Below are 23,024 nucleotides of genomic sequence, written 5' to 3' on the forward strand. Positions count from 1 at the left end.
GACGTGCGGCGTTTTTCTAAGGGACAAGGATGTCCCTTAGAAAAATCCCCTCGACCACTCCGGTCGTAGGACTGGGTTGCCAAGGAGGCAATTTCTTTTTGGTTACTTTTTCTTTGGGCCAGCAAAGAAAAAGTGACCCGCCGCTTCAGTGGCGGAAGCTGTTGATGTTGCTTCGCAACTGAATCCCGGCGTTCGCCGGGACGACGGACTGATCAGCGCGCTACCGGCGCCCGATCCAGGTGACGACGTACCTGCCGCATCGCCTCGTCAAAGGCGGTGCGCTCGGCACCGATCGTCAGGCGCCCGGCACTGGCCAGCGATGCCAGTTCCTCCGGCGAGATCACCAGCATGCGGATGCCGCGGCGGTTGACCAGCAGGAAGCGCGAGGTCAGCGGACTGACCCAGGCGATCTTGGCCGCAACCGACTCACCCTGCACATCGGTCAAGCGCACCCAGTCGCCCACTTCCAGGGTGCGCATGCGCTCGGCCAGGATCTGGTCATGCGTCATCGTATCGGTGCCACCGGCCAGCCACAGCTTGCGCTCGCTCTCGCTGACGTCGTCCTCGGGCATCGTCAGCGGCGGCGACGGACGGCGGCTGCGCGGCGTATCCGGCGTCGCCAGGGCACGTACCAGGCCGGCCATGCCGTGCTGCGCGGCGCTGTCGTCGAGGCCGGAGCTGGCCAGGCATTCGACGATTGCCGGCTGCAGCGCCAACAGCTGGTCGGCCAGTTCGCGGCCGCGGTTCTGCCCGGCCATCCGGTCGGCCATCAACAACGCATCGCCCAGGGCAATCGCCTCGGCGTGACGGCGCGGATCGGCTCCGTCGCGCAACAACGTCTGGACGACGTGGTGGCGCCACGGCATGGCCAGGAAGTCGGCCACGGCCTGGGTCAGTTCGGGTTCTGCCAGGCGCTCGCTGAGCGCCGACTCGGCCTGCTCGCGTGCCGCACCCAGCCGTTCGCGGCCGTAGGTGGCCTTGGCGGCGCGCTGCTCCTGCAGCTCGATGCGGCGGCGCTGCTGCGCCAGCAATGCGTCGAGCTCGGCATGCGCCAGCTCGAACACGGCCAGGTCTTCGTTGTATTCGGCGACGATGCGCTGCGAGATTTCGGTGGCACGGTCGAGCAGTTCGCGATCCTGCGCGGTCTCGGCGTCGTTACCTTCGCAGGCTTCGGTGATCGCATCGAGCAGGCGGCGTGCAGGATGCTCGCGCTTGACGAACACGCCGTTGTCGGTGAGCGCGACCTTGACGTAGGGCAGCACCAGCCGCGCATACAGGCGGCGGGCGCGGTCCTGCAGCGCGTTGTGCTGGAACAGCGAGTCGAACAGCAGTGCGACCAGGTCGATCGCGTCTTCTTCCTCGGAGCTGAAGCAGGCCTGCTCGGGGTTGAGACCGAGGCGGCGGGCGCCGTCCTGGAGGTGGTCGCGGATCGTCTCGCCGAGCCTGCCCGACACCGCCAGCGCGCGTGCAAACGCGTCCGGCGGCTCGGCCTGCAAGAGCGAGGCGACGCTGAGGATTTCGTCCACCCGCATCTCGCGACGCGGACCGGCGTTGCGTGCCGTCGCCGTACCCAGCGCCGGACCGGCTTCGTCCTTGGGCAGGCTTTCGCGCCAGGCGTGGAGCTGGGAGCGCAATTCGGCCAGTTCACCGGCCATCGCCGCGATGTCCTGGTTGGACATCGGGGTCGACAGGGTCCGGCCAAAATTTCCCGCACCGGAAGCATGCGTGAACGGCGCGGCGACACCAAGACCGCCGAAACCGTCGCCGGCCCCGCCAAAGCCCGGCGGCGGCGCATAGCCGTCGCGTCGCGGTGCTTCGGCACGCGGACTGGCCGGTGCCGGTGCCGCACTGCCGTAGCCGGAGGTCGCCAGCAGCGTGTTGACGCGTGCGTAAAGCTCGCCCAGCACGCGCACCAGCTCTGTTTCGTAATGACGGAACAGGCGGGCGCGCAGGGTGTCTGGGACCTGCGCTTCAAGGAAGGTCTGGGCAAAGGCCGTGACCAGGCGGTCCGGGCCGATGGGGTTGACACCCACCGGCACCCGCATCGCCTCGGAGAGGGTCTGCAGGCGGCTTTGCAGGGTGTCCAGCGGACGGGCGAACCGCGCCACCAGGGCCTCGTTCAGGCGGCCGCTGGCCAGCTCGTATTCCAGCTGCTGCTCGTCGACCAGGCGCAGCTGGACCTCGCCACCGCTGCGGATGCGCAGCGCGCGGAAGTCGTCGAAGCCCTGGGCGACCTGCTGCCGGTAGCGCATGACATGCGAGGCCTGCTGCTGGCGCAGCATCCACAGCGCCGCCTGCTCTTCGTAGAAGTTGTTCTTGCCGTCGGTCTTGAGCGAGGCGAGCTTGAGCGCATCCTCGATCGGGACGTAAAGCGTGCCCGGCAGCCCGCCGAGCGCTTCCAGCGCCTGACGCTTGATCTCCTCAAGCATGCGCATCGGATCGGTACGCGTAGCTTGAGCGACGCCGTGCGGATAGCCGGACACTGCTTGTTCCCCTGTTGCGTGGACCGAACCTGCCGTGCGCCGGCAGTTGGTAGGCGCATAGTGGCAAGATACGACCTCGCCTTGCAGGCCCACTTTGAGCAATTGTGACTGATGTCGCGAAACACTTCTGACCCGTCCCAGGGAATTCGACCTGGCCCTGGCCACCCTGGATGCCCGCCGCTCGGTCCCGCCCAAGCAGCTCGGCGAGCCCGGACCCGATCCGGACACGCTCATGCGCCTGTTGCGCTCGGCCGTGCGCGTTCCCGACCACGGCAAGCGCGTGCCGTTCCGCTTCATCAGCTTCAGCGGCGAAGCCCGCCACGCCTTCGGCGAGCGCCTGGCGCAACGCAGTCGCCAGCGCGATCCCGACGCGAGCGACGCGGTCATAGAGAAGGACCGGCTGCGATTCTCACACGCCCCCCTCTGGTGGTGGCGGTAATCGGCCGCCTCGGGCCGGACGAGAAGATTCCCGAGTCCGAACGCTTCTCGAGCGCTTCGTGCGTGTGCTTCGCCCTGCTCCAGGCCGCGCAGGCGCTGGGCTATGGCGCGATCTGGCTGACCGGATGGCTGGCCTATGACGCGCAGGTCGCGCAATGGCTGGGCCTGGCCGAGCATGAGCGCGTGGTCGGATTCGTCCATATCGGCACGCCGAAGCTGGACGCGCCCGAGCGCGAGCGCCCGGATCCGGCCGAACTGCTCAGCGCGTGGTCGCCGACATGAGCGCATCAGCAACGCGCGCTGGAACGCTATATCTGGTCGATGCCAGCATGTACGTGTTCCGCGCCTGGCATTCGATGCCCAACGAGTTCCACGACGCCGACGGCTGGCCGACCAATGCCGTGCACGGCTTCGCCCGCTTCCTCCTCGAGCTGATCGATCGCGAGCGGCCGCAGCACATCGCCATCGCTTTCGATGAAGCGCTGGACTCATGCTTCCGCAACGAGCTGTACCCGGCCTACAAGGCCAACCGCGAGTCGGCGCCGGAAGAACTCAAGCGCCAGTTCGTGCATTGCAAGGCGCTGTGCGTCGCGCTCGGCCTGCCCGTGCTGTCGCACGGCCAGTACGAAGCCGACGACCTGATCGGCAGCGCCGTGCATGCCGCGCGCGGCAACGGCTTCCGTTCGGTGATCGTCTCCGCCGACAAGGACCTGTCGCAGCTGCTGGGCGACCACGACGAACAATGGGATTTCGCCCGCGGCCAGCGCTGGGGCGCGGCCGGCGTGCCCGAACGCCACGGCGTGCAGGCGCGGCAGATCGCCGATTACCTGGCGCTGACCGGCGACGCGGTCGACAACATCCCCGGCGTGCCCGGCATCGGCGCCAAGACCGCGGCGGCGCTGCTGGCCCACTTCGACACGCTCGATGCCCTGCTGGCGCGGGTGGAGGAAGTGCCGTACCTGCGCCTGCGCGGTGCCGCCAGCGCGGCGGCCAAGCTGCGCCAGCACCGCGAGCAGGCGTTGCTGTGTCGGCAACTGACCACGATCGCGCTGGATGCGCCGCTGGGCGACATCAGCCTGCATTTCGCCCGCGGCAACGGCGACGGCGCCGGGCTGGGCGCGCTGTGCGAGGCGGTGCGCTTCGGTCCGATGACACGGCGACGGCTGTACCAGTCGGCCGGCCTGGACTTCGCGGCGTCACAGTCCCCGGCATAGCATTCAGGCAAACACGACAGGTACGTCATGAACGAACAGGCACAAGAACCGCTGGAGACCCTGTACGAAGGTCCGTGGCTGCGCATGCGCAGGCGTGGTCGGTGGGAGTACGTCGAGCGCACGCATGGCGACGGCATGGCGGTGATCGTCATCGCGGTGACGCCGGACGACAAGGTCCTGTTCGTCGAGCAGTACCGGATCCCGCTGGGCGCGCGCACGATCGAGATGCCGGCGGGCCTGGTCGGCGACGACCACGCCACCGACACGCTGGAAGCGGCGGCGCGGCGCGAACTCATCGAGGAGACCGGCTGGTCGGCGCAGCGCGTCGACGTTCTGCTGGTCGGCCCCACCTCGGCCGGCATGAGCAACGAACGCATCGCCTTCGTCCGCGCACGCGAGCTGAGCAAGGTCGGCAGCGGCGGCGGCGTCGACAACGAAGACATCACCGTGCACGAAGTCCCGCGCGCGCAGGCGCCGGCTTGGCTGATGCAGAAGCAGCGCGAGGGCTACGAGCTGGACCTCAAGTTGTGGGCGGGGCTGTGGATGATCGAGCACAACCCGGACGGGTCGGCGGCCGACTGACCGCCGTCCCTCATCCCTCAGTCCCGCATCTCCTCCAGCTCCATCCCCTTGGTCTCGCGCACCGAAGTCAGCACGAACACCAGCGAACCCAGCGCGAACAGCGCATACAGGCCATAGGCGAACGACAGCCCGATCTCGGCCAGCGACGGGAAGCTGCTGGTGATGACGAAGTTGGCGATCCACTGCGCCGAAGCGGCCACCGCCAATGCAATCGCGCGGATGCGGTTGGGGAACATCTCGCCCAGCAGCACCCACACCATCGGACCCCAGCTCATACCGAAGAACACCACGTAGGCATTGGCGGCGACCAGCGCGACCATGCCCCACGGCTCAGGCAGGCTTAGATCGGCACCGCTGCCGGTCGCCTGCGAGAAGCACCACGCCATCAGCGCCAGCGTCACCGCCATGCCGGCAGAGCCAATCGTCAGCAGCGGCTTGCGCCCGATCTTGTCGACCAGGGCGATCGCAACCAGCGTGACCAGCACGTTCACCACCGAGGTGACCACGGTGATCGTGAACGAGTCGGCCTCGCTGAAGCCCACCGAATGCCATAGCGTCGACGAGTAATAGAAGATCACGTTGATGCCGACGAACTGCTGGAACACCGACAGCGCGATGCCTATCCACACCACCGGCAGCAAACCGGCGCGCGGGCCGCGCAGGTCCTTCAGCGTGGGACGGTATTCCGAACGCAGGCTGTGCTGGATGTCGGCGACCTTCTGGTCCAGCGCGGCCTCGCTGTTGAGGCCCAGGACCTGCCGCAACACATCGCGCGCTTCGCGCGGGCGACCGCGTGCGACCAGGTGGCGCGGCGATTCGGGCACGCCCAGCACCAGTGCGCCGTAAACCAGCGCCGGCACCACCGCGACCAGGAACATCCAGCGCCACGCTTCCAGCCCGAACCACAACTTCGCCGCTGCGCCACCGGCGATGCCGGCGAGCCATGCATCGCTGAGCAGCGCCATGAAGATGCCGAGCACGATCGCCAGCTGTTGCAGCGAACCCAGGCGCCCGCGCACCGCCGCCGGCGACACTTCGGCGATGTAGGTCGGTGCGATCACCGAAGCCACGCCGACGCCGATGCCACCGACCACGCGCCAGAACACCAGGTCCCACACGCCGAACACCAGGCCGGAGCCCAGCGCGCTGATCGCCAGCAGGAACGCCGCCACCTGCATCGTCCGCACGCGACCGAAGCGGTCGGCCAACGGGCCTGCGTACCAGGCGCCCAGCGCCGATCCCAATAGCGCGCAGGACACCGCGAAACCGGTCTGTGCCGCACCGAGTCCGAAGCCGCCGCGGATGGCATCGACGGCACCGTTGATGACCGCGGTGTCGAAACCGAACAGGAAGCCACCCAGCGCAGCGGCGGCGGAGATCAATACGACCCGTGCTGTGACGTGTTGTTGCTCGGACTCGGCAATCGCGCTCATTCGTATCCCCCGGGCCGCCTGGTGGCGGCGTCCGGGCGATTCTGCGCGAGGCGGGGGCGGACTGTCCTTGAATACGTATGCAGGGACAACTCCCGCCCCGCTGCTCCGTCAGGCGAAGCGGTCGGTCGCCGTCACCAGCGCATCCACGTTCTCCGCCTCGAACGCCGAATGCCCCGAGGCCGGCGTGATCACCAGCTCGCCCTTCGGCCAGACCTTCTTCAGGTCCCACGCATTGGCGACCGGGCAGACCACGTCGTAGCGACCGTGCACGACCACGCCGGGGATGTCGGCGATGCGGTGCGCGTCGCGCAGCAGCTGGTCGTCGACCTCGAAGAAGCCGCTGTTGACGAAGTAATGGTTCTCGATCCGCGCGAAGGCGAGTGCGAACTGCGGATCCTCGTGGCTGGCGGCGAAATCCGGATCCACGTGCAGGAAACTGGTCGCGCCTTCCCACACGCTCCACGCCTTTGCCGCGGCCAGGCGCGTGGCTTCGTCGGACGAGGTCAGACGGCGGTGGAAGGCGCTGATCAGGTCGTGGCGCTCGACCACGGGGATCGCCGCCAGGTAGTGCTCCCAGGCATCCGGGAACAGGCGCGAGGCGCCTTCCTGGTAGAACCATTCCAGTTCCCAGCGCCGCAGCATGAAGATGCCGCGCAGCACCAGCTCGGTCACGCGCTGCGGATGGGTCTGCGCATAGGCCAGCGCCAGCGTCGAACCCCACGAGCCGCCGAACACCTGCCACTTGTCGATGCCCAGCTTGCCGCGCAGCTTTTCGATGTCGGCGACCAGGTCCCACGTGGTGTTGTCGACCAGGTCGGCGTGCGGCGTCGAGCGGCCGCTGCCGCGCTGGTCGAACAGCACGATGCGGTACTTGGCCGGGTCGTGGAAGCGTCGCATCTTCGGGCTGCAGCCCGCGCCGGGACCGCCGTGCAGCAGCACCACCGGCTTGCCGTCAGGGTTGCCGCACTGCTCGAAGTAGAGCGTATGGCGGCCGTCGACCTGCAGGGTGCCGCTGTCGAAGGGTTCGATCTCGGGATAGAGCGTGCGCATCAGGGGGGCCTCGCGTGAGGGGAGCAATTCCGGGGTGGGCAATTCTAGGCTGTGGGAGCGAGCTTGCTCGCGAAGGCGTTTCGATGGCGGCAGCGTTCGTCGCGAGCAAGCTCGCTCCTAGATGGGCCACTGACCCAGCGTCACCCGATCGCGCTGCTCCCAGTCGGTCGCGGTCTGGACCTGCTCGAACCCCGCCGCGGTCATCAGCCGGCGCACTGCTGCGCCCTGCTCCCAGCCGTGTTCGATCAGCAACCATCCGCCCGGCTGCAGGCAGCTCGGCGAATCGGCAACGATGCGCCGTATCGCATCGAGACCGTCGCGCCCAGACGCCAGCGCCGAGCGCGGCTCGAATCGCAGGTCGCCCTGCTCCAGATGGACATCGTCGTCGGCGATATAGGGCGGATTGCTGGCGATCAGCGCGAAACGCTCGCCCGCCAGCGGCGCCAGCCAGTCGCCATGGCGGAACTCGATGCGCGCCAGGCCGAGCACGCGTGCGTTTTCGCGCGCCACCAGCAGCGCCTGTTCGCTGACATCGACCGCCACCACCTGCGCCTGCGGACGCTCGTGCGCCAGCGCCAGCGCGATCGCGCCGGTGCCCGTGCCCAGGTCGGCGATCCGCAGCGGCTGGCCGGGCGGCAGGCGTTCGAGCGCCAGCTCGACCAGACGCTCGGTTTCCGGGCGAGGAATCAGGGTCGCAGGGCTCACCAGCAGGTCGAAGCGCCAGAAACCGCGCTGGCCCAGCAGGTAGGCGACCGGCTCGCCGGCCTGGCGTCGCGCCAGCAGGCGTTCGAACTCGGCCACGCGATCAGGCGCGGGCGCGTCGTCGCCATGGACGTACAGCCAGGTCTGCGACACCCCCAGGGCATGGGCGAGCAGGCGCTCGGCCTCGGCCCGGGCCTCGTCGCCAGGAAGCCGGCCGGCCGCCTCAAGCAGGAGCCGGGCCACGCTGGTGCGCTCTGCCGGGCCGGCTGAATGGGGTGGTCTGCTCATGCCGGCATTGTCGCGTGCGGCACCCGCCAGCGCGAGCCAGGTCGCCTTGACCCGGGCGGAAACATCCGCACCTCAAGATGGATAAGCGCCGCCTATCCGCTGGAGCACCGATAGGCAACGCCTATTAAATCAATTCCATCAATCAACTTGATGGATTAACGCGCGATCCCTAATCTTTGCCCATCGCTTCCACCCACCCCGCATAAGGAATCCCCTGATGTCGCTGATCAACACCCAAGTTCTTCCGTTCAAGGCCACTGCCTACAAGAACGGCGAGTTCGTCGAAGTGACCGACGCCACCCTGAAGGGCAAGTGGTCCGTGGTGTTCTTCTACCCGGCCGACTTCACCTTCGTCTGCCCGACCGAGCTGGGCGACCTGGCTGACAACTACGCCGAGTTCCAGAAGCTGGGCGTGGAGATCTACGGCGTGTCGACCGACACCCACTTCACCCACAAGGCCTGGCACGACACCTCCGACACGATCAAGAAGATCCAGTACCCGCTGATCGGCGATCCGACCGGCGTCATCACCCGCAACTTCGGCGTGATGATCGAAGAAGCCGGCCTGGCCGACCGCGGCACCTTCGTGATCGATCCGGACGGCAAGATCCAGATCGTCGAGATCAATGCCGGTGGCATCGGCCGTGACGCGTCCGAGCTGCTGCGCAAGGTCAAGGCTGCCCAGTACGTTGCCTCCCATCCGGGCGAGGTCTGCCCGGCCAAGTGGCACGAGGGCGAGAAGACCCTGAAGCCGTCGCTGGACCTGGTCGGCAAGATCTAAAGCCGTTCCGATGCCCCTCTCCCGCGCGGGAGAGGGGTTGGGGTAAGGGCCTGCCCTCCCCTGTCCGCCCCCGCGGACCCGGCCGGCCAGATGCCCGCCAGTTTCCTTTTTGGATGTCGCGACGTTCGGGCAGTTCTCCCTCCCTCCCTGCCCGGGCGCTCGCGGCGTTCATCTGACAATCGATGGAGCCGTCCCCCATGTTGGATGCCGATCTCAAGACCCAGTTGCAGGCGTACCTGGAAAAGGTCACGCAGCCGATCGAGCTGGTCGCTTCGCTCGATGACGGCGAAAAGTCGCGCGAGCTCGAGGCCCTGCTGCAGGACGTCGCCTCGCTGTCCGACAAGATTTCCTATGCGCGCCGCGATGACGATGCGCGCAAGCCCTCGTTCGCGATCAACCGCGTCGGCACCGATGTCGGTGTGCGCTTCGCGGGCATCCCGATGGGCCACGAATTCACTTCGCTGGTGCTGGCCCTGCTGCAGGTCGGCGGCCACCCGTCGAAGGCCGCGCCGGAGCTGCTCGAGCAGGTCCGCGACCTCGAAGGCGAGTACGTGTTCGAGACGTTCATGTCGCTCTCGTGCCAGAGCTGCCCGGATACGGTGCAGGCGCTGAACCTGATGAGCGTGATCAACCCCAATATCCGCCACGTCGCCATCGACGGCGCGCTCTACCAGGACGAAGTCGAGCAGCGCCAGGTGATGTCGGTGCCGACCGTGTTCCTCAATGGCCAGCCGTTCGACCAGGGTCGCATGACCATCGAGCAGGTACTGGCCAAGCTCGACACAGGCGCTTCGCAGCGCGATGCCGAGAAGATCAGCGCCAAGGATGCTTTTGACGTTCTCGTCGTCGGCGGCGGCCCGGCCGGCGCAGCAGCGGCGATCTACGCCGCACGCAAGGGCATCCGCACCGGCATCGCAGGCGAGCGCTTCGGTGGACAGGTGCTCGACACCATGGCGATCGAGAACTTCATCTCGGTGACCTACACCGAGGGCCCGAAGCTGGCCAGCGCGCTGGAGCAGCACGTGCGCGAGTACGACGTCGACATCATGAACCTGCAGCGCGCGAGCAAGCTCATTCCGGCCAGCGAGCCGGGCGGCCTGATCGAAGTGCAGCTCGAGAATGGCGCATCGCTGAAGTCGCGCAGCGTGGTGCTGGCCACCGGCGCACGCTGGCGGCAGATGAACGTGCCCGGCGAAGAGCAGTACCGCAACAAGGGCGTGGCCTATTGCCCGCACTGCGACGGCCCGCTGTTCAAGGGCAAGCGCGTGGCGGTCATCGGCGGCGGCAACTCCGGCGTCGAGGCCGCTATCGACCTGGCCGGCATCGTCAGCCATGTCACCCTGATCGAGTTCGACAACCAGCTGCGCGCCGACGATGTCCTGCAGCGCAAGCTGCGCAGCCTCGCCAATGTCACCGTCGTCACCAGCGGCCAGACCACCGAAGTGCTCGGTGATGGCCAGAAGGTCAATGGCCTGGTCTACAAGGACCGCATCGGCGGCGATTCGCATCGCGTCGAGCTGGAAGGCGTCTTCGTGCAGATCGGCCTGCTGCCCAACAGCGAGTGGCTCAAGGGCACGGTGGCGCTGTCGCCGCGTGGCGAGATCGAAGTCGATGCCTACGGGCGCACCTCGATCCCGGGCGTGTTCGCCGCGGGCGACGTCACGACCGTGCCGTACAAGCAGATCGTGATCGCGATGGGTGAAGGCTCGAAGGCTGCGCTGAGCGCGTTCGACCATCTGATCCGTACCAGTGCACCGGCGGAGACCGCGGCTGCGGTCGCGGCCTGAACCGTCGTTCCCGCGCAAGCGGGAAGCCAAGGACGTTGCTTTCCGCTTGAGCAAAGGCGACGTCCATGGATCCCCGCCTTCGCGGGGATGACGGGACGCGTAGGGTCAAGGATTGAAATAGACGTTGTAGATGGAAGGCAGCACAACAAACCCGATCTGTCCGTCGCTCTGCAAGTTGGAGAACCACTCTTGAACCTGCGCGACCTCAAGTACCTGGTAGCCCTCGCCGACCACAAGCATTTCGGCCGCGCCGCCGCGGCCAGCTTCGTCAGCCAGCCGACGCTGTCGACGCAGATCAAGAAGCTCGAGGACGAACTCGGCGTCGCTCTGGTCGAACGCGCGCCACGAAGGGTGATGCTCACCCCGGTCGGGCGTGAAGTCGCCGAGCGCGCGCGCAAGGTCATCGCCGATGTCGAGCAGATGGCCGAGATTGCGCGGCGCAGCCAGGACCCCGAGGCCGGCACGGTGCGGTTGGGACTGTTCCCGACGCTGGGCCCTTACCTCCTCCCGCACGTGGTGGCGCCGCTGCGCCAGCGTTTCCCGCGCCTGGAACTGCTGCTGGTCGAAGAGAAGACCGACCAGATCCTGGCGCGTCTGCGCGACGGCCGCCTCGATGCCGGCCTGCTCGCACTGCCCATCCACGACGACCAGCTGCACGTGGAAGTGCTGTTCGACGAACCGTTCCTGCTGGCGGTGCCGCAACAGCACCCGATGGCCGACCAGGACTCGCTCGACATCAACGATCTCGACAACCAGCACCTGCTCCTGCTCGAGGAAGGCCACTGCCTGCGCGACCAGGCACTGGACGTGTGCCACATGGCCGGTGCCGGCGAACGCGACGGCTTCCGCGCCACCAGCCTGGAGACGCTGCGGCAGATGGTCGCCGCGGGCGTCGGCATCACCCTGCTGCCGATGCTGGCCGTGCAGCCGCCGGTGCCGGTCTCGTCCGACATCCACCTGTTGAGTTTCCGCGGCGAAGCACCGCACCGGCAGATCGCGATGGTCTGGCGTCGCAGCTCGGCGATGGGCGACTTCCTGATGCAGCTGGCCGGCGAGTTCCGCAAGTTGCCGGCCTCGTTGCTGGTGCCGCCGAAGACGCAGGTCGCGCAGGCGTTGTCGGTGTAGCAGTCACTCCAGCCCGGTCTGGCCCAGGCGATAGCGCGTGAGCACCGTTCCGGTCGCGAGCATGGCCGTGATGAGCAGGGTCGACACCACGTGCACGCGTGGATTGCTCGACAGCGCGCACGCCACCATCAACCCGATCCCCGTCACCTGCACCAGCCGGAACGGGATCAGCAGTGGTCGCAACCCCATCAGCGGTTCAATGACGATCCCCCACACGGCAGCCACGATCAGCATGCCGAAGAACACCTTGCGCGCGTCGTAATAGTGCTTCTTGACGTCGATGGTGCCGTCGATCAGCTCCGGCAGGAACGCGTGGCTGGCAATGCACAGCGTGGCCGGTCCGATCAGGACGAAGGCGAACTCGCCATAGGTCCAGTCGCGCTCCGCACGCATCGCCCAGAACGACCACCACATCTGGATGTGCAGGGCGATAAGCAAACCGATCCAGATGCTGTGCAGCCAATAGGGCGAGACGCGCTTGCGGATCTGGACCATGTTGCCGATGCCGGCGAACAGCTGGGTCATGCCCAGGCCCAGCACCAGGGACACCATCACCGACAGGTAATTGAATGCGTCCATCCGCCCCTACAGGCTGCCGAGCCGCAGTCAGGCTACCGGCCGGGCGCGTGGGCGGCGTGAATGCCGTGCCGTCCTAGTAACGAAGCAGCGCGTGCAGCGGGGTCGCGCCCGGCCAGCGCGAACGCCCCTGCAATGCTTCCAGCTCGATCAGCACGCTTGCGCCGACCAGTTCGGCGCCGAGCTTGAGCACCAGTTCCTGCGCCGCCGCAAGCGTGCCGCCGGTGGCCAGCACGTCGTCGACGATCAGGGTCCGCTCGCCCGGCCGCAGTGCGTCATTGCGTGCCTGCAAGCGGTCGCTGCCGTACTCGAGCTGGTAGGCGACCTCGACCAGCGGCGGCGGCAGCTTGCCCGGCTTGCGCAGGGGCACGAAGCCGGCGTGCAGCTTCTGCGCCAGCGCCGCACCGAAGATGAAGCCACGCGACTCGATCCCGCACACCGCCTGCACCTCGCTGCCCTGCCAGGGTTCGGCCAGTGCATCGATGCAGCGGGCAAAGCCGCCGGCGTCGGCGAGCAGCGGGGTGACATCGCGGAACACCACGCCCGGCTTGGGGAAGTCGGCGACTTCGCGGATCAGGGAGTCGAAGTAGGACATGGCAGGGCCAAAGTGGGGGGCGGGAGACGATACCCCATGCGCCCGGGACGGCAGCTCAGGCCGGCAGCAGGCCCGGCGGGAGGTCGGAGGCTTCCTCGCCGCCGTCCTCCGGCGGCTGGTTCAGCGGCAGCGCAGCGACTATTTCACTGGCTTCGGGCCAGACCACGTCCGGCACGCACACCAGGATCGTGCCGAACAGGGGCAATTCGCCCATTCCGCCCAGCAGCGCCTCGCCCTTGAGGAACACCGGGATCTCCTGGGCTTCCAGGGCATGGCGCACCAGGTGGGCGTCGATCAGGTTGGCGGCTTCGTAGACGACTTTCATGGGGGAATCCACGGTGAGGCTGTGGATCAGAATACGCCCGGCCCGGGACGCCGCGTACATGGGGCCCCGGCGCTCGCCGGGATGACGGGCTAAACTTCCCGGTCTTCCCCGCCCGTGCGATCCCGAATGTCCGCTACGCCCCACGCCAACGCCCCGACCGCCGCCCCGACCGCCGACGACTCCCTGGCAACCACCAAGCAGGACTTCATCCGGCAGATCGTTCGCGAGGACGTGGCCAGCGGCAAGCACCAGGCGATCAAGACCCGCTTCCCGCCCGAGCCCAACGGCTACCTGCACATCGGCCATGCCAAGGCGATCTGCCTGGACTTCGGCATCGCCCGCGAATTCGGCGGCGAGTGCAACCTGCGCCTGGACGACACCAACCCGGTCAAGGAAGACCCGGAATACGTGCGCGCCATCCAGGAGGACGTGCGCTGGCTCGGTTTCGAGTGGCACGACCTGCGCCACGCCTCCGATTATTTCGAAGTGATCTACCGCGCCGCCGAGAAGCTGGTGCGCCAGGGCGACGCCTTCGTCTGCGACCTGTCGGCCGACGAAGTGCGCGCCTACCGCGGCACGCTGACCGAGCCGGGCCGCAACTCGCCCTTCCGCGACCGCAGCGTCGATGAGAACCTCGACCTGCTGCGCCGCATGCGCGCCGGCGAATTCCCCGACGGCGCACGCACGCTGCGCGCGAAGATCGACATGGCCGCCGGCAACATGAACCTGCGCGACCCGGCGCTATACCGCATCAAGCACGTCGAGCACCAGAACACCGGCATGGACTGGCCGATCTACCCGATGTACGACTTCGCCCACTCGCTCAGCGACGCGGTCGAGGGCATCACCCATTCGCTGTGCACGCTGGAGTTCGAGGACCACCGCCCGCTCTACGACTGGTGCGTGGACAAGGTCGACCTGGCCAACTCGAAGGACCTGGTGCAGCCGCTGCTCGACAAGGGCCTGCCGTTCGAGGCCAGCAAGCCGCGCCAGATCGAATTCTCGCGCCTGAACTTCAACTACCTGGTGATGAGCAAGCGCAAGCTGATGGCGCTGGTGCAGGCCGGGCTGGTGGACGGCTGGGACGACCCGCGCATGCCGACGTTGCAGGGCATCCGCCGCCGCGGCTACACGCCGTCGGCGCTGCGCCTGATGGTCGACCGCGTCGGCATCAGCAAGCAGAACTCGCTGCTCGACATCTCCATCCTCGAAGGCGCCCTGCGCGACGACCTCGATGCCAGCGCATCGCGGCGCATGGCCGTGATCGACCCGCTCAAGCTGGTCATCACCAACCTGGATGCCGGTCATGAGGAATCGTTGACGTTCCCGAACCATCCCAAGGACGAGAGCGCCGGCGTGCGCACCATGCCGTTCTCCAACGAGCTGTGGATCGAGCGCGAGGACTTCGAGGAAGTGCCGCCGAAGGGCTTCAAGCGCCTGATCCCGGGCGGTGAAGTGCGCCTGCGCGGTGCCGGCATCTTCCGTTGCGACGAAGTGATCAAGGATGGCGACAAGGTCGTCGAGATCCGCGGCGTGCTCGATCCCGAATCGCGCCCCGGCATGGCCGGCGCCGACCGCAAGATCAAGGGCACGATCCACTGGGTCAGCGCGCGCCATGCCCTCGCCGCCGAGATCCGCCTGTACGACCGTCTCTTCAACGTCGCCGATCCGGACGACGACGAGGGCACCGGCAAGACCTACACCGACCACCTCAACCCGGATTCGCGTCGCACCGTCACCGGCTATGTCGAGCCGGCCGCCGCCGTGGCCAGTCCGGAGCAGTCGTTCCAGTTCGAGCGCATCGGCTACTTCGTCGCCGACCGCCACGACCACCGCAGCGACGCACCCGTGTTCAACCGCAGCGTCACCTTGCGTGACACCTGGACCACGAAATCCTGAGGAGAAAGGCCATGCTTCGCCTGTCGACGATGGTGATCGCCGTGCTGCTGATGCTGTGCGCATGTGCCGCACCGCCCGCTGACCCGGCCCAGGCGGCGACGCCGCAGCCCGCGGCAACGCCGGTGGCGCCAGCCGCGCCGCCAGCGCCCACGCCGGCTGCCGGCCCCGCTCCTGCGCAGTCGGTGGCAGCGCCTGCGGCCATCAAGATCGACCGCAGCTGCCGCAGCGACAACGACTGCGCGATCAAGGACGTCGGCAACTGCTGCGGCGCGATGCCGGCCTGCGTCAACGTCAACAGTCCGACCGATCCGCAGGGCGTCCAGGACGCCTGTGCAAAGAGCGGTCGCATGGGCGTGTGCGGTTTCAGGCAGATCGAGAGCTGCCAGTGCGTGCAGGGGCAATGCAAGGAACAGGCCTCTGCCCTCGAGCAGGGCCCGGAGCAGGTGCGCTGATGTTGTATGCCCAGGTCCACCTGACCCTGCCTGCGTGGGTGCACGAGGCGGTTGACGCCGACCGCGCCTACGTCGGCGACGAGGCCAAGGTCGCGTTGGCCATCGAGCTGTCGCGACTGAACATCGAGGCCGCCACCGGCGGCCCGTTCGGCGCGGCCGTGTTCGGTCCCGACGACCGCATCATCTCCATCGGCGTGAACCGCGTGCTGCCCCACAGCTGTTCGCTGGCGCATGCCGAAACCATGGCCTACATGCTGGCGCAGCAGCGCACGCAGCGTGCACGCCTCAATGAGGACGCCGATGGCCAGCGTGTCGGCCCGATCACGCTCGCCACGTCTTCGCAACCGTGCTGCCAGTGCTATGGCGCCACCGTGTGGGCAGGCGTCGACCGGCTGCTGATCGGCGCGCGCAGCGACGACGTCGAAGAGTTGACCGAGTTCGACGAAGGCCCACTGCCGGCCGACTGGGCCGGCGAACTCGAGCGTCGCGGAATACAGGTCGTGCGAGACATCCACCGCGGCGATGCGCGCGAGGTGCTGCGCACCTACGGCGAACTCGGCGGCGAGCGCTACTGAGTGAGCACCGACTCCCCCATCGCCGACGCCCTGCTCTGCTACTGCCGCCCCGGCTTCGAACCGGAACTGGCCGCCGAGCTGAGCGAGCGCGCCGCGCTGCTCGACCTGCCCGGCTATGCGCGCACGCAGCGCAACCAGGCCTACGTCGAATTCCTCGGCACCGATGCGGTCGCGCTGTCGCGGGCATTGCCGTACGACGATCTGATCTTCGCCCGGCAGAAGCTGTTGCGACTGGCCGATCTGCAGGGACTGGACCCGAGCGATCGCATCACGCCGATCATCAATGCACTGCATGCGGCCTACCCCGATGGCAGGCCGTCGGCCTATGGCGACGTATGGGTCGAGCATCCCGATTCCGACGAAGCCAAGCCGCTGGCCGGACTGGCGCGCAGCTTCGGCAACGCGCTGCGCCCGGCGCTGCGCAAGGCCGGCTGGCTGACCCGCATCGACGACCCGCGACGTCCGCGCCTGCACGTGATCTTCCTCGCAGGTGACCACGCCATGCTCGCGCAGGCGAGTCCGCGCGACGGCTCGCCGTGGCAGCTGGGCATTCCGCGCCTGCGCATGCACGCCGATGCGCCGAGTCGCTCCGCACTGAAGCTCGAGGAAGCACTGCTCACGCTGGTGCACGAGCACGAGCGCGAGAAACTGTTCCGCGACAACATGCGCGCCGCCGATCTCGGCGCGGCACCTGGCGGCTGGACCTGGGTGATGATGCGCCAGGGCCTGCGCGTGATCTCGATCGACAACGGACCGCTGCGTCCGGAACTGCTCGACAGCGGCCGGGTCGAGCACCTTCGCGCGGACGGTTTCCAGTGGCAACCCAAGGGCCCGCTGGACTGGATGGTCTGCGACATGGTCGAACAGCCGCGCCGCGTCGCCGAGCGCATGGCGACGTGGATCCGTGAAGGCTGGTGCAGGCACACCATCTTCAACCTGAAGCTGCCGATGAAGAAGCGCTGGGAAGAAACCCGGCTGTGCCTGGAGCTGTTCGAGCGGCAGGCGGAGAAACCGCTGACCATCCGCGCGCGCCAGCTCTACCACGATCGCGAGGAAATCACCGTCTTCGCGACACCGCAATGACGCCTTCCTCACCTGCGTGAACGTTGCGCATCGCGTGAACATGAAATTTATCGGCGGTTGATGATTGCGGGACTAGCGTCGCCCCTGCCTACAAGCACAGGGAGAGCAGACGATGAATTCCGCGAACGGCGTCACCTCGAACAGCAATACCAGCAAGGTCCTCGCTACGGCGCTGCTGGTCGCGCTCGCATCGACCGGCACGGCGATGGCGCAACGCACGCAGGCCAGCCCCGCCAAGTCGCAGCAGCAGGCCGAAGCCGCCGCGAAGGCGGCCACCGACAAGGCCAACGCCGCGCGCGAGAGTGCCGCCAGCGCCCGCGAAGCGACAGCGACCGCAGCCCCGGGCTACGGTCCCTCCGCGTCGCAGCACGCCAGCGATGCACAGGATGCGGCCAACCGCGCGGTCAATGCCGCCCATGACGCGCATGGTGCCCAGGATGTCGCCACCGTCGGCGCCAATCCGGCATCCGGCGCGGCCGAGGCGCGCGAGGCGGCATCAGTCGCCGGGGCGGCCAGCGCGCAGGCACAGCAGGCTGCCGATGCAGCCGTGCAGGCGGCGACACCACCTGCGCCGGCCGTTCCGGCTACGCCAGCCGTTCCGGCGATGGCCGCCAGCGCGCAGCAGCAGGTCAACGTGACCTCGAGTCCGCCGAATTCGACGCTGGCGGCGAAGGTCGATTTCGATTCGCTTGATGCCGACCGCGACGGCAACCTCAGTCGCACCGAAGTGGCGACCGACACCACGCTGGCGACCGACTTCGCCCGCATCGACGCCGATCACAACGGCCGCATCACCCGCAAGGAACTTGCCGGCGGCAAGTAAGGGCATGCCGCGCATGCGCACGCATTGAAGACGGGGGTATGCAAGCCATCCCTTCCCACGGACCGGGAAGGGATGGCGGAGACTGTCAAAGCCCGGCAGCGTGACGCCAGAAGGCGTGGGTCAGCGGCGGCAGCCGCCCGACCAGGCCCAGCAACGGCCCGCGCACCAGGGTGGGGACCATGGCATCGTTCGAGAACAGGCGGTTGATGCCGTCGAACGCATACGCCGATACAGCATTGGCACTTCGCTGCTGTCGCGCCCAGCGTGCCAGCCGTTGCGGCGAACCTGGATCGATGCCGCGCTGGTGCGCATTCGCCACGACAGCGCGCAGCGTCGTCACATCGCGCAGGCCGAGGTTGACGCCCTGCCCGGCCAGCGGGTGCACGGCGTGCGCGGCGTCGCCAATCACCGCAAGGCGCCCGGCGGCCTGGCTCTGCGCAAGCTGCAGGCGCAGTGGAAACGCCGCCCGCTTCGACACAGCAACCAACGAGCCAAGGCGTCCGGCGAATGCCGCCTCCAGTTCGCCGAGGAACATGCTCGCTTCGACCTGCAGCAGTCGCGCGGCCTTGTCGTCGGGCAAGGTCCAGACGATCGAGCTGGTGTGCGCGTCGCTGGCGAACGGCAGGAATGCCAGCGGGCCGGTCGGCAGGAAACGCTGCCAGCATGTCGCCTGGTGCGGCAGCTCGCTGCGGACGAAGGCGACCAGGCCGCGCTGGCCGTAGTCGTGCCGCGGCGCCTCGATTCCGGCCAAGGCGCGCAGTTTCGACTCGGCACCGTCGGCCGCCACGACCAGACGTGCGCGCAACGACAGTCCGCTCTGCAGTTCCACGCTCCCGCCCTGCTCGTCCTGCGCGAACGCGGTGACCGCGTCGGGGCAGTGCAACTGCACGCCCGCGGCTGGCAGTGCTTTCCACAAGCGATCGACCAGCAAGGCATGTTCGACGATCCAGCCCAGCTCGCGCCGGCCGAACGCGTCGGCATCGAACGCGAGCTCGCCACCGCCCGCCGCATCCCACACGCGCATCGAGCGATACGGCTGCGCGCGCGCATCGCGCACGCCCGACCAGGCTCCCAGGTCGTCGAGCAGCGCAGCATTGTCCGGCGCGAAGGCATAGACGCGCAGATCGATGGCGTCCGATTCGGTCGCTTCCGGCCGCCATGCCGGCGGTTCGCGCGCTTCGACCAGGGCCACGCGCAGGCCGTCGCGGGCAAACGCGAGTGCCGCCGCGGCACCGACGACGCCGGCACCGACCACGATCACATCAAGGCCACCGCGCCGGCTCATCGCGCCATCTCCCGGCACAAGGCGGGAACGTCACCGCGATAACCCATCGCACCGCCCACCAGGAACGACTGCGCCGATGGCAACCGGTCCACTGCGAACAGCCCAAGGCTGCGCAGCGGCCGCAGCAGTCGCGCCTCGTTGGAACTCAGCCGGGCCAGGCCGTCGGAGAAACCGGTGGTGCGCTCGCGATCCTCCCGGCGGCGTTCTACATACGCCGCGAGCAACGCGGGCGCACCACAATCGGCGCCAGGGTCGGCGCGGCGTGCGTGCTCGATCAGCTCGGCCAGGGTCAGCGCGTCGCGCAGCCCGAGGTTGAATCCCTGCGCGCCGATTGGATGGATGGTCTGGGCCGCATTGCCCATCAGCACGGCGCGCGCGGCGACGGTGCGCTGGGCCAGCACCCGGATCGCCGGGTGCGAACTGCGTGGACCACAGCCGAGAAAGCGTCCGGCACGCCAGCCGAATGCGTCCTGAGCGCGCGCCAGAAAACCGGCCTCGTCGAGTGCCGCGACCTGCGCTGCGTGCTCACTGGCAACGGCATGGATCAGGCCGTAATGGCGATCGCCGCGCGGCAACAACGCTGTCGGGCCTTCGTCACCGAGCCGCTCGTAGGCGGTGCCATCCGGCGGTCGTGCCGCGCGCACGCGGGTGACGAACAGGGTCTGGCCATAGTCGTGTTCGTCGATGCCGATGCCGAGCGCGTCGCGCACGCCACTGCGGGTTCCGTCGGCGGCGACCAGCAACTGCGCACGCAGCACCCGCTCGCCGCCATCACTGCCAGCGCCGCCATCGGCGACGCGTACCGCGCAGGCGGCACCGTCCGTCGGCGCCAGGCCGAGGAAGCGGGTCGGCCGATAGCGGCTCAGCCGCGGCAATTCGGCCAGGCGCGCTTCGAGCGCCTCGCCGAAATCACGCGCGACCACGACCCGGCCAAACTCGCTGCGACCGTAACGACGGGCCTCCAGCAGGCTGCGGCCGAAGTCGCCGCGGCGGCTGATGTGGATGCGCTCGATCGCGCCGCTGGGGGCGCGCAATTTCTGCAGCACGCCCAGGGCTGTCAGCGCATTGACCGTAGCCTCGGCAAAGCTGAGGTTGCGCTCGTCGAACACCGCCGGCAGCGCGCCGGCGGGGGCCGCTTCGATCAGGCCCACGTCCAGGCCGATGCGCTCGAGGGCGATGGCCAGGCTGGCGCCGACCAGGCCGCCACCGACGATGAGGACATCGTGAAGACCGGGCCGGGGCTGACCGGACGAACCGGTCGCGGCGGAGGATTCGGGGGCCGGGGAATTGGGGGGCAAAACAGGCATTGCGTTATGCTAGCGGTTCCTGAAGGCCGTTACCTTCCAAAGAATCCACCACGATGAATCGTCCTGCATCCGAGAAACTGTTCGCACCCGGCCCGCTGGTCCTCGCCGGCATGATCGTGGTCGCCGCGCTCACCCGCCTGCTGCCGCACCCGCCGAACTTCTCGCCGGTCGAGGCCATGGCCCTGTTTGGCGGTGCGTATTTCGCTTCCAGGCGCTGGGCGTTCTTCGTGCCGCTGGCCGGCATGTTCATCTCCGACATCGCCCTGGCCGCGATCAATGGTGGCCTGTATTCGACCTGGTTCGGCAGCGCCGGCATCTGGGTGGTCTACCTGTGCGTGGCCCTCACCACGGCGCTGGGCCTGAACCTGCGCGGCCGCGTCAGTGGTTCGCGCGTGCTTGGCTACTCGCTGGTCGGCTCGGTGCTGTTCTTCGTCGTCACCAACTTCGCTTCGTGGGCGTTCCAGGTGACCCCGACCTATCCGATGACCGCTGCCGGCCTGGGCGCCGCCTTCGTCGCCGGCATCCCGTTCTTCCAGTGGACCGTGCTGGGCACGCTGTTCTACGCCGCACTGCTGTTCGGTGGCTTCGCCCTGCTGCGCCAGCGCGTTCCGGCGTTGCGGATGCAGACGGTCTGACCGGCGGCTTTCGGTAACCGTGGGCAACCGCCTCAGCAAGATCTACACCCGCACCGGCGACGACGGCACCACCGGTCTGGGTGACGGCAGCCGCGTCGCCAAGGATTCGGCGCGCGTGGCAGCCTACGGCACGGTCGACGAGGCCAACTCCTGCATCGGCCTGGTGCTGGCGACCGACGTGCCCGAAGACATCCGTTCGCTGCTGACGACCGTGCAGCACCAGATGTTCGATCTCGGCGGCGAGCTGTGCATCCCCGGCCACGCCGCCATCTTCGATGCCGACATCGATCGCCTCGAGCAGCAGCTCGATGCATTCAACGAGCCGCTGCCTCCGCTGAAGGATTTCATCCTCCCCGGCGGTGGCGAAGCCGCGGCACGCTGCCATATCGCACGCACCGTCGTGCGCCGCGCCGAGCGCGAAACCGTCGCGCTGTCGCGGCTGGAGCCGGTTCGGCCCGAAGCGGTGCGCTATCTCAATCGCCTGTCCGATCTGCTGTTCGTGCTCGCGCGCGTGCTGGCGCGCGCCAGTGGCCACGGCGAAGTGCTGTGGAACCACGAGCGCCGCAAGGCCTGAGCGCGCAGAAGTCGGAGCCCGGCTGACATGCGCGTCTACAGCCACACGGCCTGCACCTTCCACGATCCCGGCCCCGGCCACGCCGAGCGCCCGCTGCGGCTGGTCGCCGTGACCGAAGCGCTGCGCGAGAACTTTCCCGGACTCGACTGGCAGGAGGCGCCGCGCGCAAGTCGCGGGCAGCTGCTGCGCGTCCACGACGATGCATTGCTGGCGCTGGTGCTCGACACCGCCGTCGATGGACCGATGGCGCTCGATCCGGACACGGTGCTGGCACCAGGCTCGGCCGAAGCCGCGCTGCGGGCGGCAGGCGCGGGCATCGCCGCGGTCGACGCGGTGATGCACGGCGAAGTACGCCGCGCGTTCTGCGCGGTCCGGCCGCCTCGACACCATGCCACTTCGGTGGTGGCCATGGGCTTCTGTCTGTTCAACAACATCGCCGTTGCCGCCGCCCATGCCTGCGACAAGCACGGGTTGTCGCGCGTGGCCGTTGTCGATTTCGACGTTCACCACGGCAACGGCACGCAGGCGATCTTCGATACCGACCCGCGGGTGATGTACCTGAGCTCGCACCAGATGCCGCTGTATCCGGACACTGGTTACGCCAACGAACGCGGCGTCGGCAACATCGTCAACGCACCGTTGCCACCGGCCTGCGGCAGTGACGGCTTCCGCCGCGCCTGGCGCGAGCAGCTGCTGCCGGCCCTGGATTCGTTCCGGCCGCAGATGCTCTTCATCTCCGCCGGCTTCGACGGACACAAGCGCGACCCGCTCGCCCAGCTGGAGCTGGAAACCGACGACTACGCCTGGATCACCCGCGAACTGGTCGCCGTCGCCAACCGCCATGGCAACGGCAGGGTCGTGTCGATGCTCGAAGGCGGCTATGACCTGTCGGCACTGCGCGAATGCAGCGTCGCGCACGTGGGCGCCCTGTCCGAGGGCCCCACCGCGCCTTGACGCGGAAATGAACAAGGATGGGAGCATGATGGCGCTCGCGTTGCCCGCTTGCAGTGGA

Annotated in this window: 23 protein-coding genes and 1 pseudogene; 15 read left to right on the plus strand and 9 right to left on the minus strand. The window is 68.1% G+C overall.

Features of this window, described 5'->3' with window-relative positions:
- Window positions 1-212 precede the first annotated feature (212 nt).
- Window positions 213-2,483, minus strand: a complete 2,271-nt coding sequence (locus HIV01_RS09075) for a DUF1631 family protein (protein WP_207527154.1) — start codon at window positions 2,481-2,483, stop codon at window positions 213-215.
- Between the two features lie 166 nt (window positions 2,484-2,649).
- On the opposite strand from HIV01_RS09075, the gene HIV01_RS18335 reads away from it, so the two are divergent.
- The 4 genes and pseudogenes from HIV01_RS18335 (at window position 2,650) to HIV01_RS09090 (ending at window position 4,717) form a co-directional block, all read left to right on the plus strand.
- Window positions 2,650-2,922: a nitroreductase family protein gene (locus HIV01_RS18335; protein WP_425600271.1), complete on the plus strand. Its 273-nt coding sequence runs from the start codon at window positions 2,650-2,652 to the stop codon at window positions 2,920-2,922.
- Window positions 2,823-3,203 (plus strand): annotated as a pseudogene (locus HIV01_RS09080) (nitroreductase family protein); the annotation flags it as partial. The gene HIV01_RS18335 and the pseudogene HIV01_RS09080, both read left to right, overlap by 100 nt.
- Entirely contained in the window at window positions 3,200-4,135 is a 936-nt protein-coding gene (locus HIV01_RS09085; protein WP_200606571.1) for a 5'-3' exonuclease, read from the plus strand. The pseudogene HIV01_RS09080 and the gene HIV01_RS09085, both read left to right, overlap by 4 nt.
- 27 nt (window positions 4,136-4,162) lie before the next feature.
- Window positions 4,163-4,717 (plus strand): NUDIX hydrolase, encoded by a 555-nt coding sequence (locus HIV01_RS09090; protein ID WP_200606573.1) that lies wholly within the window; start codon window positions 4,163-4,165, stop codon window positions 4,715-4,717.
- Window positions 4,718-4,734: 17 nt separating this feature from the next.
- On the opposite strand, the gene HIV01_RS09095 is transcribed toward HIV01_RS09090, so the two are convergent.
- From HIV01_RS09095 to prmC, 3 genes are all read right to left on the minus strand, one after another.
- Window positions 4,735-6,150 (minus strand): sugar porter family MFS transporter, encoded by a 1,416-nt coding sequence (locus tag HIV01_RS09095; protein WP_200606575.1) that lies wholly within the window; start codon window positions 6,148-6,150, stop codon window positions 4,735-4,737.
- A 108-nt stretch (window positions 6,151-6,258) separates the two neighbouring features.
- Window positions 6,259-7,200: a prolyl aminopeptidase gene (pip, locus tag HIV01_RS09100; protein WP_200606577.1), complete on the minus strand. Its 942-nt coding sequence runs from the start codon at window positions 7,198-7,200 to the stop codon at window positions 6,259-6,261.
- A 117-nt stretch (window positions 7,201-7,317) separates the two neighbouring features.
- Complete coding sequence (gene prmC / locus HIV01_RS09105) at window positions 7,318-8,190, minus strand: peptide chain release factor N(5)-glutamine methyltransferase (RefSeq protein ID WP_200606579.1); 873 nt, start codon at window positions 8,188-8,190, stop codon at window positions 7,318-7,320.
- Between the two features lie 217 nt (window positions 8,191-8,407).
- Between prmC and ahpC the strand changes: the two genes are divergently transcribed.
- From ahpC to HIV01_RS09120, 3 genes are all read left to right on the plus strand, one after another.
- On the plus strand, window positions 8,408-8,971 hold the full coding sequence (gene ahpC / locus HIV01_RS09110) for an alkyl hydroperoxide reductase subunit C (RefSeq protein WP_200606581.1): 564 nt from the start codon (window positions 8,408-8,410) through the stop codon (window positions 8,969-8,971).
- 197 nt (window positions 8,972-9,168) lie between these two features.
- Window positions 9,169-10,758, plus strand: a complete 1,590-nt coding sequence (ahpF, locus tag HIV01_RS09115; RefSeq protein ID WP_200606583.1) for an alkyl hydroperoxide reductase subunit F — start codon at window positions 9,169-9,171, stop codon at window positions 10,756-10,758.
- Window positions 10,759-10,947: 189 nt separating this feature from the next.
- Window positions 10,948-11,883, plus strand: a complete 936-nt coding sequence (locus tag HIV01_RS09120) for a LysR substrate-binding domain-containing protein (RefSeq protein ID WP_200606585.1) — start codon at window positions 10,948-10,950, stop codon at window positions 11,881-11,883.
- Between the two features lie 3 nt (window positions 11,884-11,886).
- Here the strand turns inward: HIV01_RS09120 and HIV01_RS09125 are convergent, their stop codons facing one another.
- From HIV01_RS09125 to HIV01_RS09135, 3 genes are all read right to left on the minus strand, one after another.
- Window positions 11,887-12,462: a hypothetical protein gene (locus HIV01_RS09125; protein ID WP_200606587.1), complete on the minus strand. Its 576-nt coding sequence runs from the start codon at window positions 12,460-12,462 to the stop codon at window positions 11,887-11,889.
- Window positions 12,463-12,535: 73 nt separating this feature from the next.
- Complete coding sequence (locus tag HIV01_RS09130) at window positions 12,536-13,054, minus strand: adenine phosphoribosyltransferase (RefSeq protein WP_200606590.1); 519 nt, start codon at window positions 13,052-13,054, stop codon at window positions 12,536-12,538.
- 55 nt (window positions 13,055-13,109) lie between these two features.
- The gene (locus HIV01_RS09135) at window positions 13,110-13,379 is read right to left on the minus strand and encodes a putative signal transducing protein (RefSeq protein ID WP_200606592.1); all 270 of its coding nucleotides are present in this window, start codon (window positions 13,377-13,379) and stop codon (window positions 13,110-13,112) included.
- 126 nt (window positions 13,380-13,505) lie between these two features.
- Between HIV01_RS09135 and HIV01_RS09140 the strand changes: the two genes are divergently transcribed.
- The 5 genes from HIV01_RS09140 (at window position 13,506) to HIV01_RS09160 (ending at window position 18,211) form a co-directional block, all read left to right on the plus strand.
- Window positions 13,506-15,278 (plus strand): glutamine--tRNA ligase/YqeY domain fusion protein, encoded by a 1,773-nt coding sequence (locus HIV01_RS09140; RefSeq protein ID WP_200606594.1) that lies wholly within the window; start codon window positions 13,506-13,508, stop codon window positions 15,276-15,278.
- Between the two features lie 11 nt (window positions 15,279-15,289).
- The gene (locus tag HIV01_RS09145; protein WP_200606596.1) at window positions 15,290-15,730 is read left to right on the plus strand and encodes a hypothetical protein; all 441 of its coding nucleotides are present in this window, start codon (window positions 15,290-15,292) and stop codon (window positions 15,728-15,730) included.
- A complete protein-coding gene (locus HIV01_RS09150) occupies window positions 15,730-16,305 on the plus strand; it encodes a nucleoside deaminase (RefSeq protein ID WP_200606598.1) in 576 nt (191 codons plus the stop codon). The genes HIV01_RS09145 and HIV01_RS09150 overlap by 1 nt, the downstream gene beginning before the upstream one ends.
- Window positions 16,306-16,335: 30 nt before the next feature.
- Window positions 16,336-17,388: a 23S rRNA (cytidine(2498)-2'-O)-methyltransferase RlmM gene (rlmM, locus tag HIV01_RS09155; protein WP_200608417.1), complete on the plus strand. Its 1,053-nt coding sequence runs from the start codon at window positions 16,336-16,338 to the stop codon at window positions 17,386-17,388.
- Between the two features lie 112 nt (window positions 17,389-17,500).
- The gene (locus HIV01_RS09160; RefSeq protein ID WP_200606599.1) at window positions 17,501-18,211 is read left to right on the plus strand and encodes an EF-hand domain-containing protein; all 711 of its coding nucleotides are present in this window, start codon (window positions 17,501-17,503) and stop codon (window positions 18,209-18,211) included.
- Between the two features lie 85 nt (window positions 18,212-18,296).
- Here HIV01_RS09160 and HIV01_RS09165 read toward each other — a convergent pair whose 3' ends face one another.
- Together HIV01_RS09165 and ubiH are read right to left on the minus strand one after the other, a co-directional pair.
- A complete protein-coding gene (locus HIV01_RS09165; RefSeq protein ID WP_200606600.1) occupies window positions 18,297-19,496 on the minus strand; it encodes an FAD-dependent oxidoreductase in 1,200 nt (399 codons plus the stop codon).
- The gene (ubiH, locus tag HIV01_RS09170) at window positions 19,493-20,803 is read right to left on the minus strand and encodes a 2-octaprenyl-6-methoxyphenyl hydroxylase (protein WP_200606601.1); all 1,311 of its coding nucleotides are present in this window, start codon (window positions 20,801-20,803) and stop codon (window positions 19,493-19,495) included. The genes HIV01_RS09165 and ubiH overlap by 4 nt, the downstream gene beginning before the upstream one ends.
- Before the next feature lie 53 nt (window positions 20,804-20,856).
- On the opposite strand from ubiH, the gene HIV01_RS09175 reads away from it, so the two are divergent.
- The 3 genes from HIV01_RS09175 to HIV01_RS09185 are packed head-to-tail and all read left to right on the plus strand — an operon-like array spanning window position 20,857 to window position 22,966.
- Window positions 20,857-21,438 carry a DUF6580 family putative transport protein gene (locus HIV01_RS09175; RefSeq protein WP_200606602.1) on the plus strand — a complete coding sequence of 194 codons (582 nt, stop codon included), beginning with the start codon at window positions 20,857-20,859 and terminating at the stop codon, window positions 21,436-21,438.
- Window positions 21,439-21,457: 19 nt separating this feature from the next.
- Window positions 21,458-22,012 carry a cob(I)yrinic acid a,c-diamide adenosyltransferase gene (locus HIV01_RS09180; RefSeq protein ID WP_200606603.1) on the plus strand — a complete coding sequence of 185 codons (555 nt, stop codon included), beginning with the start codon at window positions 21,458-21,460 and terminating at the stop codon, window positions 22,010-22,012.
- A gap of 27 nt (window positions 22,013-22,039) precedes the next feature.
- A complete protein-coding gene (locus HIV01_RS09185) occupies window positions 22,040-22,966 on the plus strand; it encodes a histone deacetylase family protein (protein WP_207527155.1) in 927 nt (308 codons plus the stop codon).
- The last annotated feature ends 58 nt before the right edge of the window (window positions 22,967-23,024 follow it).

Origin of the sequence: Lysobacter arenosi (assembly GCF_016613475.2) — a bacterium.
GTDB lineage: Bacteria > Pseudomonadota > Gammaproteobacteria > Xanthomonadales > Xanthomonadaceae > Lysobacter_J > Lysobacter_J arenosi.

Excerpts from the sequence above, each read along its gene's own strand:
- HIV01_RS09135 (WP_200606592.1), bottom strand. The coding sequence starts at position 13,379 with ATGAAAGTCGTCTACGAAGCCGCCAACCTGATCGACGCCCACCTGGTG.
- HIV01_RS09090 (WP_200606573.1), top strand. The coding sequence starts at position 4,163 with ATGAACGAACAGGCACAAGAACCGCTGGAGACCCTGTACGAAGGTCCG.
- HIV01_RS09130 (WP_200606590.1), bottom strand. The coding sequence starts at position 13,054 with ATGTCCTACTTCGACTCCCTGATCCGCGAAGTCGCCGACTTCCCCAAG.
- HIV01_RS09175 (WP_200606602.1), top strand. The coding sequence starts at position 20,857 with ATGAATCGTCCTGCATCCGAGAAACTGTTCGCACCCGGCCCGCTGGTC.
- HIV01_RS09160 (WP_200606599.1), top strand. The coding sequence starts at position 17,501 with ATGAATTCCGCGAACGGCGTCACCTCGAACAGCAATACCAGCAAGGTC.
- HIV01_RS09095 (WP_200606575.1), bottom strand. The coding sequence starts at position 6,150 with ATGAGCGCGATTGCCGAGTCCGAGCAACAACACGTCACAGCACGGGTC.
- HIV01_RS09185 (WP_207527155.1), top strand. The coding sequence starts at position 22,040 with ATGCGCGTCTACAGCCACACGGCCTGCACCTTCCACGATCCCGGCCCC.
- HIV01_RS09125 (WP_200606587.1), bottom strand. The coding sequence starts at position 12,462 with ATGGACGCATTCAATTACCTGTCGGTGATGGTGTCCCTGGTGCTGGGC.
- HIV01_RS09140 (WP_200606594.1), top strand. The coding sequence starts at position 13,506 with ATGTCCGCTACGCCCCACGCCAACGCCCCGACCGCCGCCCCGACCGCC.
- ahpC (WP_200606581.1), top strand. The coding sequence starts at position 8,408 with ATGTCGCTGATCAACACCCAAGTTCTTCCGTTCAAGGCCACTGCCTAC.
- HIV01_RS09085 (WP_200606571.1), top strand. The coding sequence starts at position 3,200 with ATGAGCGCATCAGCAACGCGCGCTGGAACGCTATATCTGGTCGATGCC.
- pip (WP_200606577.1), bottom strand. The coding sequence starts at position 7,200 with ATGCGCACGCTCTATCCCGAGATCGAACCCTTCGACAGCGGCACCCTG.
- ubiH (WP_200606601.1), bottom strand. The coding sequence starts at position 20,803 with ATGCCTGTTTTGCCCCCCAATTCCCCGGCCCCCGAATCCTCCGCCGCG.
- HIV01_RS09145 (WP_200606596.1), top strand. The coding sequence starts at position 15,290 with ATGCTTCGCCTGTCGACGATGGTGATCGCCGTGCTGCTGATGCTGTGC.
- prmC (WP_200606579.1), bottom strand. The coding sequence starts at position 8,190 with ATGAGCAGACCACCCCATTCAGCCGGCCCGGCAGAGCGCACCAGCGTG.
- HIV01_RS09150 (WP_200606598.1), top strand. The coding sequence starts at position 15,730 with ATGTTGTATGCCCAGGTCCACCTGACCCTGCCTGCGTGGGTGCACGAG.
- HIV01_RS09165 (WP_200606600.1), bottom strand. The coding sequence starts at position 19,496 with ATGAGCCGGCGCGGTGGCCTTGATGTGATCGTGGTCGGTGCCGGCGTC.
- ahpF (WP_200606583.1), top strand. The coding sequence starts at position 9,169 with ATGTTGGATGCCGATCTCAAGACCCAGTTGCAGGCGTACCTGGAAAAG.